Source organism: Microcoleus vaginatus PCC 9802 (assembly GCA_022701275.1).
Lineage (GTDB): Bacteria > Cyanobacteriota > Cyanobacteriia > Cyanobacteriales > Microcoleaceae > Microcoleus > Microcoleus vaginatus_A.
This window is the reverse complement of sequence record CP031740.1, coordinates 243,776-256,961: the sequence shown is the minus strand read 5'-3', so window position 1 is coordinate 256,961 and position 13,186 is coordinate 243,776. Positions and strand designations below refer to the sequence as shown.

General features: G+C 46.3%; 12 protein-coding genes. 6 read left to right on the top strand and 6 right to left on the bottom strand.

Annotated elements, in window-relative coordinates; all coding sequences use genetic code 11:
• Positions 1 to 409 precede the first annotated feature (409 nt).
• Together D0A34_01155 and D0A34_01150 are read right to left on the bottom strand one after the other, a co-directional pair.
• Positions 410 to 1,015 (bottom strand): 50S ribosomal protein L25/general stress protein Ctc, encoded by a 606-nt coding sequence (locus tag D0A34_01155; GenBank protein UNU17645.1) that lies wholly within the window; start codon positions 1,013 to 1,015, stop codon positions 410 to 412.
• Positions 1,016 to 1,208: 193 nt separating this feature from the next.
• On the bottom strand, positions 1,209 to 2,546 hold the full coding sequence (locus D0A34_01150; protein UNU17644.1) for an adenylosuccinate synthase: 1,338 nt from the start codon (positions 2,544 to 2,546) through the stop codon (positions 1,209 to 1,211).
• 255 nt (positions 2,547 to 2,801) lie between these two features.
• Between D0A34_01150 and D0A34_01145 the strand changes: the two genes are divergently transcribed.
• Positions 2,802 to 3,839 carry an adenosine deaminase gene (locus tag D0A34_01145; GenBank protein ID UNU17643.1) on the top strand — a complete coding sequence of 346 codons (1,038 nt, stop codon included), beginning with the start codon at positions 2,802 to 2,804 and terminating at the stop codon, positions 3,837 to 3,839.
• A 7-nt stretch (positions 3,840 to 3,846) separates the two neighbouring features.
• Here D0A34_01145 and D0A34_01140 read toward each other — a convergent pair whose 3' ends face one another.
• Positions 3,847 to 4,065, bottom strand: a complete 219-nt coding sequence (locus D0A34_01140) for a hypothetical protein (protein UNU17642.1) — start codon at positions 4,063 to 4,065, stop codon at positions 3,847 to 3,849.
• A gap of 23 nt (positions 4,066 to 4,088) precedes the next feature.
• On the opposite strand from D0A34_01140, the gene D0A34_01135 reads away from it, so the two are divergent.
• The 4 genes from D0A34_01135 to D0A34_01120 all read left to right on the top strand — a co-directional run bounded on the left by D0A34_01135 (position 4,089) and on the right by D0A34_01120 (position 9,975).
• The gene (locus D0A34_01135) at positions 4,089 to 5,393 is read left to right on the top strand and encodes an aspartate aminotransferase family protein (protein ID UNU17641.1); all 1,305 of its coding nucleotides are present in this window, start codon (positions 4,089 to 4,091) and stop codon (positions 5,391 to 5,393) included.
• Positions 5,394 to 5,659: 266 nt separating this feature from the next.
• Positions 5,660 to 7,138, top strand: coding sequence for a TldD/PmbA family protein (locus D0A34_01130; GenBank protein ID UNU17640.1), 1,479 nt, complete (start codon positions 5,660 to 5,662; stop codon positions 7,136 to 7,138).
• Positions 7,139 to 7,263: 125 nt separating this feature from the next.
• Positions 7,264 to 8,610, top strand: a complete 1,347-nt coding sequence (locus tag D0A34_01125; GenBank protein UNU17639.1) for a TldD/PmbA family protein — start codon at positions 7,264 to 7,266, stop codon at positions 8,608 to 8,610.
• A 240-nt stretch (positions 8,611 to 8,850) separates the two neighbouring features.
• Entirely contained in the window at positions 8,851 to 9,975 is a 1,125-nt protein-coding gene (locus tag D0A34_01120; GenBank protein UNU17638.1) for an RNA methyltransferase, read from the top strand.
• Positions 9,976 to 10,251: 276 nt separating this feature from the next.
• Here the strand turns inward: D0A34_01120 and hpxZ are convergent, their stop codons facing one another.
• The 3 genes from hpxZ to D0A34_01105 all read right to left on the bottom strand — a co-directional run bounded on the left by hpxZ (position 10,252) and on the right by D0A34_01105 (position 12,257).
• Positions 10,252 to 10,638 carry an oxalurate catabolism protein HpxZ gene (hpxZ, locus tag D0A34_01115; protein ID UNU17637.1) on the bottom strand — a complete coding sequence of 129 codons (387 nt, stop codon included), beginning with the start codon at positions 10,636 to 10,638 and terminating at the stop codon, positions 10,252 to 10,254.
• A gap of 93 nt (positions 10,639 to 10,731) precedes the next feature.
• The gene (locus tag D0A34_01110; protein ID UNU17636.1) at positions 10,732 to 11,151 is read right to left on the bottom strand and encodes a peptidylprolyl isomerase; all 420 of its coding nucleotides are present in this window, start codon (positions 11,149 to 11,151) and stop codon (positions 10,732 to 10,734) included.
• Between the two features lie 236 nt (positions 11,152 to 11,387).
• Positions 11,388 to 12,257, bottom strand: coding sequence for a prohibitin family protein (locus D0A34_01105; protein ID UNU17635.1), 870 nt, complete (start codon positions 12,255 to 12,257; stop codon positions 11,388 to 11,390).
• A gap of 132 nt (positions 12,258 to 12,389) precedes the next feature.
• Here D0A34_01105 and D0A34_01100 point away from each other — a divergent pair, with 132 nt between their 5' ends.
• Complete coding sequence (locus D0A34_01100; protein UNU22117.1) at positions 12,390 to 13,184, top strand: DNA ligase; 795 nt, start codon at positions 12,390 to 12,392, stop codon at positions 13,182 to 13,184.
• The last annotated feature ends 2 nt before the right edge of the window (positions 13,185 to 13,186 follow it).

The window sequence follows — 13,186 nt, the reverse complement described above, 5'->3', positions numbered from 1 at the left end:
ACTCGCGTTTGACACTAAGAGTAGCGGGCTTGTTCCCCCAATTCTTAATTTTTTTGACTCTCGGTGCTGGCGAGTAACCGGGATTCTCGGCTGATTTTTTGATTGTACGGCTAAATATGTAAGAATCAGTAAGGTTTCTGGGAGATTTGTGCGCCAGTCCCGACTTTTGTACCTTCGGGTCGATCGCCCCTTTTGTAAAGTAAAGTAAACCATGCCGGTTCTTGCTTGTGCGAGGCTTTCTTGTGGACTGGGCAAGGGAGTCCGCCTAAAAAATATTACAAACGGCGGAAAATGTGCGAGCCAACCCAAAGGAGAATAGCCTTTTTAGCAAAAAACGATCGCCCTTTTGGGAGAAAGCGATCGCCCTTTTTTTTTCAACAATTAGTTAACAACTATTAGCAATTACTAATCAAGCTGCTGCCTCTGCGTCTTCTTCTGCGTCTTCTGGTTCAGAACCTGCTTGAATTCCCAGCACCGTAACAACCACCTGATCTGGTTCGCCGAGAGCTACCACTCCCTCAGGCAAAACTAATTCATGAATGTGCACCGCATCCCCAACCTTTAAATTAGAAATATCTACTTCAATTGCTTCAGGAATGCTGTCAGGTTTGCACTTAACTGCCAGTTGCGTCAGCACGGTATCCAAGATGCCGCCTTCTAACTTGACGCCGACTGGTTCGCCGACAAAACGCAGTGACAATTCAACTTCCAGGCTGTCTTGAGTCGCCACGGAGAAAAAGCTCAGGTGGTAAGGATAGCCTTTCCAAGGATGAACTTGAACTTCCCGCAGCAAGGTTTTTCCGCTCCAAGAGAGGTCGGGAATGCTCAGGTCAATTAGGGCATTGTTGACTACGTGCTTTTTGAGCAGGTGTTCAACTGTTTTGGCTTTGATGGTAAGGGAAATGGATTCAGAGCCTTTGTGGCCGTAGAGGACGGCGGGAATCAATCCAGAGCGGCGGAGGGCGTTAGGTTTGCTGCCTTCTGCCCGCTTTTGACATTCTACTGCGAGTTCCATTTTATGACTTTCTGTTGATTGTTTTTACATTTTATCAAATTTATGCTACAGCGATCGAAGTTAATTAAATTCGCTGAATATTTGATAATAATAATTGGGAATTGGGAATTGCGAATTGGGCTATTCTCCGAATCTCGGCCTCTTCAACTCTCCCAATCTCCCCATCAATCTTTCCCAATCTAAAATCTCAAACCTAAAATGGTTTGGCGGGATGGCCGTCGGCAGAAAGCAAAGCGCGTTTCGGGCCGTGAATCGGGTCTTCTACAATAATAGTTTGGTCGCGGCTGGCACCGAGAGAAACAATGGCGATCGGCACTTCCATCAAATCTGCCAAAAACTTCAGATAATCCAAAGCTTGCTGCGGCAAATCTTCCAAATTCCGGCACTCTTCCGTAGACTGTTTCCAACCGGGAAGGCTTTCGTAAATAGGTTTGCAGTGAGCAAATATCCGGGAACTTTTCGGGAAATCAACACATCTTTCGCCGTCAATTTCGTAAGCAACGCAAACTTTTATTTCTTCTAATTCATCCAAAACATCTAGTTTGGTAATTGCCAGACAGTCAAGGCCGTTGATGCGGACTGCGTAGCGGCCGATTACTGCGTCGAACCAACCGCAGCGGCGTTTGCGACCGGTTGTTGTGCCGAATTCTGCACCTCGATCGCCCAAAATTGCGCCTATTCCATCTACCATTTCGGTAGGGAAAGGGCCTTCTCCGACGCGGGTTGTATAAGCTTTTGCTACGCCAATTACGCGATCAATTGCTGTTGGGCCGACTCCGGTTCCCACACAAGCACCGCCAGCGATGGGATTGCTGGAAGTAACGTAAGGATAAGTGCCGTGGTCTAAGTCTAATAAAGTGCCTTGCGCGCCTTCAAACAGAATATTTTTCCGCTTGTGAATTCCCTCATAAATCTTCAGCGAACTATCTACTACGTGCGGCCGCAAACGTTCCGCATAAACTCGATATTCATCAATTACCTCTTGCGGATTTAGAGGCGGCAAATTGTAGAGTTTTTCGAGAAGGACATTTTTACAATTAATCGTCCATTCCAATTGTTCTTGCAACCCTTCCAAGTCCATTAAATCTAGCATCCGAATGCCAGTGCGTTCGGACTTGTCGGCGTAAGTAGGGCCAATTCCGCGTCCCGTGGTCCCGATTTTATAATTTCCCCGCTGGGTTTCCGATGCTACATCAATTAATCGATGATAGGGCATCGTCACGTGAGCCGTCTCCGAAATCATCAGGGAGGCTGTCGAAATATTCAGTGCCTCTAGCTGATCTAACTCTGCAATTAAAACTTTCGGGTCAATGACCGTGCCACAGCCGATGATACACTCTTTATCAGGGTAGAGAATTCCGGACGGAATTAAGTGCAGCTTGAAAGTCTGACCGTTAACTACCACGGTGTGACCCGCGTTGACGCCCCCTTGGTAGCGGACAACGATATCTGCGGATTTGCTGAGCAAATCGGTAATTTTGCCTTTTCCTTCATCGCCCCACTGGGCGCCGATCACAACTACGTTAGCCAAGGGTTTCTCGCGTTCAGTTCAGGTTGACACAATCTCCGATTATGTATGAATACGTCCAAAATGTCAATCAATTTTAGATTTTAGATTTTGGATTTTAGATTTTAGAGGCTACGCCCCGCATACATCGGTTCACAGGTCGATCGGCTACGCATATTAGTGAGAGGCGAGCCACAGACGAGTCCGGGGGCAACAGACCCCATTATTTTCGGTCAAATTAATTTTTGTTAAGATTGAGAAAATAGAGGCTTTGTTGCCATGACTTTACACGCTGAGTTGCACCGCCATCTGGGTGGTTCTGTTGTTCCTAGGGTGCTGTGGCGGTATTTCGATCGCCACAATGCTGAGATGGTTAATCGATTTCAAGAATACTCGGAGTTTGAGGAGTTTTACACTCGTCCGCGCAATACTCTCAATGAGTATTTGGAACTGCACACACTGGTAGAAAGCGTTCAAACTGTTGAGACTTTGCCTTATTTTATCTATCGGTTGATGCGGGGCGCTTACGTGTTTGAAAATCTGGCTTATTTGGAGTTGCGCTATACGCCTTATTTGCGGACTCCAGAACATTTGAATCAGTCAGAACGCATTGATTTGATGGCAGAAATTGTAAAGGTTGTGGGCAAGGCAAGTCAAATTAGCGATTGTCCGATTGTTACCAGCCAAATTTTGTGTATGCACTCGCGTTTACCTTATGAGGTGAATCGGGCGATCGTAGATTTGGCGGCCGGGATGGGAGAATATGTTTGCGCGATCGATATAGCTGGCGGCGATGATTGTATAGGGGAACGTTTGGAGGAGTTTGTCGGATTGTACCAGTACGCGAGGTCGATCGGCATCAAAACTACCGGCCACCTCTACGAAACTACCTCTGGCTGTTATCCCGAACTTTTGCCCTATCTGATGCGTATCGGCCACGGGATTCAAATTCCCTTAAAATATCCCGAACTGCTGCCAGAAGTCGCGCGCAGGGGTCAATGCTTGGAAGTTTGCCCGACTACCTATCTCAAAACGGGAACCTTGCAAGATATGCGCGAATTGAAGGTTGTGTTCGATCGATGTTTTGAAGCTGGCGTCGATATTGCCATTTGTACTGACAACGCGGGATTGCACAACGTGCGATTGCCTTTCGAGTACGAGAATTTGTTAACTTTGGATATCATTGATTTTCGGCAGTTGCAAGCGTGTCAAGAAGCTGCTTTCCGCCATGCTTTCGCCTGGCCCTACGGGGAGCGGCCTGTGAAAATGCTAACTGGTTTGTTGCAGCATGAGTCTGTGGAGGCGATCGTTAATTAAAGAATATCTATTTAATTAACCGCAAAGGCGCGAAGGAAAAGAAAGAAGAAGATAGGTAGATGTCTTCAGGCAAATACTCTACTTCAAAATGATAAAAACCTCTTTCTTCTCTTCCTTCGCGCTCTTTGCGTCTTCGCGGTTCGTTTAAAAGAGATGTTTGTAAAATTATAATAAGTGTCGGGCCCTCTGCAATCGGTAGCAAGTTATAGTTTGGAGGGAGAATCATCAATATAAAAAGATAAAAAAACGATGACAAATATGGACGCTTACTGGATGCCCTTCACGGCCAACCGACAGTTTAAAGCCAATCCGCGAATGCTGGTATCGGCGAAAGATATGCACTTTACAAGCGATGATAACCGCTCAATTTTAGATGGTACTGCGGGGCTTTGGTGCGTGAATGCAGGGCACGCCCGCGAGACAATTGCCGAAGCAGTTAAACAGCAGGTTTTGCGTTTGGATTACTCTCCGGCTTTTCAGATGGGACATCCGGGGGCTTTTGAATTAGCGGAACGTTTAGTAAAGATGATTCCGGGCAATTTCGATCGCGTTTTCTTTACTAATTCGGGTTCGGAATCTGTAGAAACTGCTTTGAAAATTGCGATTGCTTATCACCGGGTGAAAGGTGAAGGAACTCGCCAAAGATTGATCGGTAGGGAACGCGGCTATCACGGCGTTGGTTTTGGGGGAATTTCTGTCGGCGGTATCGGTACAAACCGCAAGTTTTTTGGCAGTTTGCTGACGGGAGTCGATCATTTGCCTCACACTCACAATCTCGAACACAATGCTTTCAGCCGCAAACAACCGGAATGGGGAGCGCATTTGGCGGATGAATTGGAGCGGATTGTCGCTTTGCACGATGCGTCGAATATTGCAGCGGTAATTGTCGAACCTGTGGCTGGTTCTACAGGGGTTTTGATTCCCCCGAAAGGTTATTTGGAGCGGCTGCGGGCGATTTGCGACAAGTACGGAATTCTGCTAATTTTTGATGAGGTAATTACCGGATTCGGACGGCTAGGCTCTAGTTTTGCTACGGAATATTTTGGGGTGGTTCCCGATATTGTGACGGCGGCGAAAGGGATAACTAACGGTACGGTGCCGATGGGGGCGGTGTTTGTCAAAGAAGGCATTTATGATGCTTTTATGAATGCTCCTGAAAATGCGATCGAGCTTTTTCACGGTTATACTTATTCTGGTCATCCTCTGGCTTGTGCGGCTGCTTTGGCGACGCTGGATATTTATGAGGAAGAAAGGCTGTTTGAACGGGCCGATAAGATGGCAGATTATTGGGAGAATGCGGTGCATTCTTTGAAGGGAGTGCGGCACGTAATTGATGTTCGGAATCTGGGACTTGTCGCCGGGATAGAGTTAGAATCTATTGCTGGGAAGCCGGGGAAACGGGCTTTTGATTGTTTCTTGCAGTGCTATGAAAAAGGGTTGCTGATTCGGACGACGGGTGATATTATTGCTTTGTCGCCACCGTTGATTATTGAGAAGGAACATATCGATCGCATTGTGGAAATTTTGACAGGGGTTTTGCAGGAGATGGAGTGAGATTAAACTGAGATATTGCCCAAAAATAAACAACAGGCAAGATGCCTGTTCCACAAAGAGTGAATTTATTGTGGGGTGGGTATCCTGCCCGCGATTAAACTCACTCTTTGTACTATTTTTAAGAACAGGCAAGATGCCTGTTCCACAAAGAGTGAATTTATTGTGGGGTGGGCATCCTGCCCGCCCATACAAGGCTTGTTGAAAATGGTTCAAATAATTAAAAAGCGCTATAATAATTAACAACTAATGACGAATGACAAATAACTATGGTGCAATTAACTGCAAAAATCTCTGCTAACGAGTTAGCAAATTTGGCTGTAGATTTGATTCGGAAAACAGGTTGCGAATACGGTGATGTGCGTTTTTGCAGTTACCGAAGGCAGAATCTTTACGCGCGCGATCGATCTTTAAGTCAACTGTCAGATAATGTAAGTTCCGGTTTTGGCGTGCGAGTGCTTCTAGACGGCGCTTGGGGGTTTGCCGCCAGTCACAGCAAAACGCCGGCAGAGGTTGCAAGAATAGTCGCTTTGGCTGTAGAAATCGCTAAAGGCAGCCGCTTAACTCAGAAGGAACCGGTGCGGTTAGTACCAGTCGAAAAATATGTCGATACCTATATAACTCCCATCGCCATTGACCCTTTTTCGGTACCGGTTGCTGATAAAGCGGAACTGCTGCTAACTATCAACGAGAAGCTGCTAGCACACGGCGCACAAGGCATCAAAAAAGCTGATTCTTTTTTGCAGTCAAGCCGCGAAGACAAGGTTTTTGCTTCTACAGAAGGCTCGCTAATCGAACAAACAATCTACCGCAGCTATCCGGGTTTTAGCTGTACGGCAATTGCAGGCGGCGATGCCCAAAGTCGCAGTTACGAACGCCCCCCACTTAATATCGGTTACGAACATATTAATCCCGATGATTTGTTGAGTCAAGTTGAAAGAGTTGCCGCCGAAGCTATTGAGAAAGTCCGCGCTACCAAAATCCCTGCTGGTATTTGCAAATCCCTGATTCTTAAGCCGACAAATTTGTATTTGACCATCCACGAATCAGTAGGACATCCAACTGAATTAGACCGGGTTTACGGCTACGAATCTAATTTTGCTGGCACGAGCTTTGCTACTACTGATAAGTTAAATAAACTGCAATACGCTGCACCTTGGGTGAATTTTAAGTGCGATCGCACTCAACCAGGTGGCCGCAGTACAATGGGTTACGATGATGAGGGCGTAAAGTCACAAGATTGGTACGTTGTCAAGGATGGAATTTTAGTTGATTATCTCACTGACAGAGAGACGGCTTATCGCCTCGGACGCGGTAGCAGCAACGGTTCTGCTTACGCTGACAGTTGGTCGAGCGTGCCGATGGTGAGAATTCCCAATTTGGGATTGGAGCCGGGCCCGGATGGCGGCAGCCATACTGCTACTTTGGCAGAGATGATTGCGGATACGGAAGACGGGATTTTAATCGACGGTATGGGTAGTTATTCCATAGACCAGCAGCGGCGCAATTTTCAATTCGGCGGCGATGCTTTTTGGAAGGTGGAAAAAGGTAAAGTTGTCGGTATGTTGAAGGATGTAACTTATCAGGCGATGACTACTGATTTCTGGAATCAAATAGATGCGATCGGGCCGGCTTCGGAGCTGGTTCAGTGCGGTACGAATATATGTGGCAAGGGCGAGCCGATGCAGGTTGCTCAGATGACTCACGCTTGTGTACCAGTGCGAGTGAGGAATATTCAAATTGGGTAATAGGACATGGGACATGGGGGATCGGTTCTTAGTTATTAGTTAATTGCTAACAATGCCCCATTTGCAATGCCCAATTCGCAATGCCCAATTCGCAATGCCCAATTCGCAATGCCTAATTACCAATCATGATTGTAACAACATCGCCCGCACTTTTAAGTGAAGACCAAGCCTTATCTGTAGTAGAAAAAGCAGTCAAACTATCCAAAGCAGAGGAAGTGTTTGTCAGTCTCTCTACTGGCGAGGAATCTCTTTCCCGCTTCTCGGAAAATCAAATCAGCCAAAATATTAGCAAAACTGTATTTAGCCTGAGCATTACTAGCTATTTTGGCAACAAAAGCGCCTCTGCTGCTGTTACAGAATTTGATGAAGATGCGATCGCCTCCGCAGTCAAGCGATCGGAAGAATTGGCCAGAATTGCGCCGGCAGACCCCGAATGGATGCCGCTGCTGCCGCCTCAAACCTACGATTTGCGATCGCCCGCCTTCGACGCAGCAACCGCAACTGTATCGCCTCTAGCGCGGGCCGAATTGGTGCAGCAAGCTTGCGCGAGATCCTCCCAGGGGGGCGCTCATGGTTCGGGCACTTTGAGCACTGAGGCGTCGCTGTACGCGATCGCCTCGTCAACCGGACTCCACGCCTGCAACCAGTCTACAAAGGCGGATTTCAGCTTTACTGCTCGCGTTGAAGACGGTTCTAGTTGGGCTCAGAGCACTGCTTGGAGTATCAACGAATTGCCGATCGCCGAATTAGCAGAACAAGTGCTCGATCGGGCGATCGCATCCCGCAACCCGCGCCCCATCACTCCGGGCGTTTATCCGGTAATCCTTGAGGGCGCTGCTTTTGCAGGCTTGCTACCGTGGGTGATTTGGGGGCTGGATGCGAGGGCGGCGGATGAGGGGCGATCGTTTATGTCGATCGCCGATGCAGAGGGAAAACCAGCGGGAAACCGCGCGGGGGAACAACTTTTCAGCCCGTTAGTGCAAGTGCAGCGCGATCCGGCTCATCCTTTGTTGCGATCGAATACTTTTTTCGGCGACGGATTGAGCAATAACTATTTGGAAATCATCAAAGATGGCGTCCCTCAAAGTTTGTCTTATTCCCGCTACTGGGCCGCACAAAAAGGCAAAGAGGCAAAAGGTGCTTATTACCCGATCGTAATGACAGGTTCCGACCAAAGTTTAGCAGATTTAATTGCTCAAACCGAGCGCGGAATTTTCGTCAGTCGAGCTTGGTACGTGCGCTACGTTAATCCGAAAACATTGGAAGTAACGGGAATGACTCGCGACGGTACTTTTTGGATTGAGGATGGCAAAATTGCTTACCCGATTAAAAACCTGCGTTTCAATCAAGTTTTACCTGATATGTTGCGCGATGTGGATGCAGTTAGTGCGGTGAAGCGTTATGGCGGTAGTGTCGTGCCCGGAGTGCGCGTGAAAGCTTTTAATTTCACCAGTATTACTGACAGTTTGTGAGTTGCAGCGGTGAGGTGCGCGGAGGCGCACCCTCTGGGCGTGAGTTTTTGTGTAGGGAAAGGTAGATTGGGTGCGGGTTGGGGGGATCGCCTGTTGACAAAGCTGTTCGGAAAATTAGTATTTTTTTTACCGAGGCATCTAGCTTAAGGTAGAGTATTGTTTGTGAGAGTTAGGATTTAAACCAGCTACTATCTAATTTAGAGTGATCGAGAAAAAGCAATTACCAATTATCAATTATCAATGAATCAATATTTTGCTACAGTTGCGCGCGGTTTAGAAACTATTGCCGCCCAAGAATTAGAACGTTTAGGGGCCCAGGATGTCAAGCCTGATTTTACAGGGGTTTACTTTGCGGGCGATCGTGCTTTATTGTACCGCGTCAATCTGTGGTCGAGAACAATTTTTCGAGTGCTAATGCCGATCGCCGAATTCCGGTGTTACAACTCGGATATGCTCTACCGCGAAGTGCAAAAAATCCCTTGGGACGAATACTTAGATCCCGAAAATACTTTAGCAGTAAACTGCACCGGTGGCAACGAAAATTTGAACCACACTCACTTTACAGCTTTGCAGGTCAAAAATGCGATCGCCGACCAACAGCGCCTTCAATTTAACAAGCGTTCTAATGTCGATGTAGAGCATCCCGATTTGCTAATTAACATTCACATTCATCAAGATAGAGCTATTTTAAGTTTAGACAGTTCTGGCGGTAGTTTGCACCGCCGGGGATATCGACCGGCGATGGGACTTGCTCCCCTCAAAGAAACCCTAGCTGCGGCTTTGTTGGAAATGGCAGAATGGACGCCAGATTTGCCGTTTTTAGACCCGATGTGCGGTTCTGGAACTTTGCCTTTGGAAGCGACTTTAAAGGCCTTGAATATTGCACCGGGATTGTTTCGAGAAAATTTTGGATTTATGACTTGGCGGGATTTTGACGAACCTTTGTGGGATAAATTGTGGGCCGAAGCTGAAAATAGTGAGTTACCGGAGCTTAAAGAGGTGATTGCAGGGTGCGATCGCGATTCCGATATGTTAACTCAAGCTCGCACGAACGCGCAGCAAGCTGGTATTTCCGGTAAGATTCAGTTTGCTCAAACCGAATTATCTCAGTTGGAAGCCCCCGCAGACAGAGGCGTTTTGATTTGCAATCCTCCCTACGGAGAGCGCCTGGGAGATGCTAGCGAATTGGGAGATTTATACAAGATGTTGGGGGATATTTTTAAGCATCGTTTTAAAGGTTGGAATGCGTTTATTTTGACAGGAAATAAGGAGTTGGGTAAAAAGGTTGGACTCAGGACATCGCGACGAATTCCGGTTTTTAATGGATCGATTCCGTGTACTTTGCTCAAGTATGAACTGTATTAGGGAAGGGGATATGGTAAAAAAAAGAGGTACTAATAGTAAAGTAAAAAAAATATAGGCCGAATTAAAGAACTCAACAATAATCAAATTAAAATACTCATTTTACATTTGAATATATTGTTTTCTTAGCTTTAATATCCTGTTAGGTAAATTAACCACAATACTTGTAGGGGCGGGTTTCACAAACAATCTGTAATTCACATCCATAATATCTATAAACCCGCCCAGCCCGATCGACAGAATTTCATTACGGGAAATTCAACGGAAATGACATAACATCTACAGCGGCAAAAAAGAAACGTGAGCGGAAACAATCTTCCAGCCTTGAGGAAACTTGCGCCACATCTGACTCTGCCGCCCCAGCCGCACCACTCCATCGTAAGCACGGCGAAATTCCAGCGTCACAGCCGCCGTGTCTGCATCGAAAGTCACGACTTTGAGATTGAACATTTCTCGATCGACATTTACAGGCGATCGCCCTTTGCGAAAAGCCCTCACCTCATCGCTCCCGTACAGGTTCTCCGTCACCCCAAACCGCACGACTTCCGGCGCATCCCAGAACAAGTTATCGAGAGTTTCAATATCGTTCGTACAAAGAGCTTTTTCGTATTTTAAATATAGTTCAGTTAACTCAGCCACCACAGCCGAATCATTGATAACAGTCATAAATTGTAGATTTTAAAACTCTTAACTTTCACAAGTTTTGTTTGCAATAAGGACTCTTCGTCCTTACTACAAACGCCACTAAATTACTGAAAATTAATGCTCAATTTTCAGCGAGATAATCTTGTCACCTTGGCGGATAGCATTGACGACAGACATATCCTCAGTTTGGCCAAAAGTTGTGTGAACTCCATCTAAATGAGACTGGGGAGAATGGCAAATAAAGAATTGGCTGCCACCCGTATCCCGGCCTGCGTGAGCCATCGATAAAGTGCCTGCCAAATGTTTTTTGGAGTTGATTTCGCACTTGATTTTGTAGCCCGGCCCGCCCGTTCCATTGCCTTTGGGACAGCCACCTTGAATCATAAAGTTAGGAATGACTCGGTGAAAGGCCAATCCATCGTAAAAACCTTTTTCCGCCAAGTCAACAAAATTCTTCACTGTGTTAGGCGCATCCGCATCGAACAATTCCAAATTGATTGTGCCTTTGTCGGTTTCCATAATAGCGCGGGTCATGATTTTTCCTTGCTTCCTAAAATGAGTGTGTTGCCTGCGTGTTAATTGCGGACTTCGCTTTTATAACGACAGGTTTCAAACTGTCGTTATATTGTGGCTTTCAGAAGTGTAGCATATTGCGGCAACTCTCATAGGACTTATGTGTGCCTTCTCAGGAAACCCGGTTTATTCCGAGATTTGTGGTTAGCAAAGCCAATATTTTCCCAGACACCGGGTTGGTTACCCTCAGTCATATTTTAATTGTTGGTCACTTGCGGGTGCTCGGGTTCTTCCTGAATATCGCTCATATTAAAAATGAAAGGAACCCGACTCGAACCGCTGCCCATCACCAGCACTTTTGGCATCTGAGCGCCGCCACTTCTCCAAGCTTCGATCGCCTCTTTTTGCAAAACTAAATCGCCGCCCTGAGCCTTCAAAGTTTCCGCCAACAGCCTTTGAGCTTCAGCCCTACCTTGAGCGCGGTTAATATCAGCTTGAGCCTGTTGTTCTGCTTCCTGAGCCACATAAACAGCTCTTTGCGCCCGCTGTTCAGCAACCTGTTTCTCCTCAACCGCTTTCGCAAAATCTGTGGAGAATCGAATGTTAACCACGCTCGTATCGAGCACGATTACATCATACTTTGATAGCCTCTCCTTCAGCGCAGTATCAAAGTCTCGCTTCAGTTCACTTCTTTGAGTAATAGATTGTTCGGCGGTTCTCAGTGCAGCCGCTGTTTTAAATGCTTCTTGCGTCTGAGGACCAATAATTTTTGAGACTATATTCTCCAAAGTTCCTTGAGTCCTTCTGATCTCCACTATTTTCTCAGGATCGAGGCGAAAGTTGATCGCAAAACTGGCATTTAAATCCTGAAGGTCTTTAGTAGCACTTTGGGCGGGAACTTCAAATTTTTGCACGGTTACATCGTACACATCTACCTTGGATATTAGCGGGGGTCTGAGGTGAAACCCCTCTAACAATGCTCCATCTGTGGCTTTTCCTAAAACGCTGACAACACCTGCTTCGCCTGGATTGATGACGACAAAAGAGTTTAATCCGAGGAGTAGCGCGCCTACTAATAGAATCCCAGCGATTGCTGATGATATGCTCTGGAAACTTTGATTTTTCAACTTACAGGCTCCTTTGTGCTCATTCCATTATAATGGTTAAATAGATTCGGTCGCCTCTAAAGTCTAAAATCTAAAATTACAATCTAAAATGGATGGGGTTGCCTCTGAAATCTCAAATCTAAAATGGATGGGCTGATGCTCAAAATTGTTAAATATCCTAGAACTTATCACATCGAAGGTTCGCGTTTCCAACCGGGTGATGAAGACCTCGACAGCGTGCCATTTAGCGCCCTGAACGATCGCCCGACAGTGATTGAAGAAAAGGTAGACGGCGCTAATACAGGCATCTGCTTTGCACCAGATGGACAAATGCTGCTGCAAAGTCGCGGCCACTATCTCACCGGTGGGCCCAGAGAAAAACATTTTAACTTATTCAAACAGTGGGCTTTCAGTCTCAGCGGAGCCCTGGGAGAAGTGCTGGGAAATCGCTACATTCTTTACGGCGAATGGCTTTATGCCAAACACACTGTTTTTTATGATTTTTTGCCGCACTATTTTATGGAATACGACGTGCTGGACTTAGAAACAAATCACTTTTTGAGTACAGAATCCCGCCGCAAGTTGTTAAATGGACTGCCGTTAGTGTCCGTTCCCGTGGTGTTTTCTGGAGTTTTAAAATCTCCCAAGCAAATGATGCAGTTTATGGAAAAGTCTAATTTTATTCAACCCGGACATTTGGAACGCTTGCGTTTGTACTGCGGGGAATTGGGGTTAGATGAAGAACGGTGTTTGAAAGAGACTGACAAGAGCGAGATTATGGAAGGTTTGTACATTAAAGTCGAAGAATATGGCATAGTAAAAGCGCGTTATAAATACGTGCGTGCCAGTTTTTTGACAGCTATTAAGAATGCCGAAGGACATTGGCTAAATCGCCCAATCATACCCAATATTCTGCGTCCGGGTACCGATTTATTTAAATTTAATTAACC

Coding starts and splice junctions, on each gene's coding strand:
- D0A34_01120 (UNU17638.1), top strand. CDS start 8,851: ATGAATCAATATTTTGCTACAGTTGCGCGCGGTTTAGAAACTATTGCC.
- D0A34_01135 (UNU17641.1), top strand. CDS start 4,089: ATGACAAATATGGACGCTTACTGGATGCCCTTCACGGCCAACCGACAG.
- hpxZ (UNU17637.1), bottom strand. CDS start 10,638: ATGACTGTTATCAATGATTCGGCTGTGGTGGCTGAGTTAACTGAACTA.
- D0A34_01110 (UNU17636.1), bottom strand. CDS start 11,151: ATGACCCGCGCTATTATGGAAACCGACAAAGGCACAATCAATTTGGAA.
- D0A34_01125 (UNU17639.1), top strand. CDS start 7,264: ATGATTGTAACAACATCGCCCGCACTTTTAAGTGAAGACCAAGCCTTA.
- D0A34_01155 (UNU17645.1), bottom strand. CDS start 1,015: ATGGAACTCGCAGTAGAATGTCAAAAGCGGGCAGAAGGCAGCAAACCT.
- D0A34_01140 (UNU17642.1), bottom strand. CDS start 4,065: ATGATTCTCCCTCCAAACTATAACTTGCTACCGATTGCAGAGGGCCCG.
- D0A34_01130 (UNU17640.1), top strand. CDS start 5,660: ATGGTGCAATTAACTGCAAAAATCTCTGCTAACGAGTTAGCAAATTTG.
- D0A34_01145 (UNU17643.1), top strand. CDS start 2,802: ATGACTTTACACGCTGAGTTGCACCGCCATCTGGGTGGTTCTGTTGTT.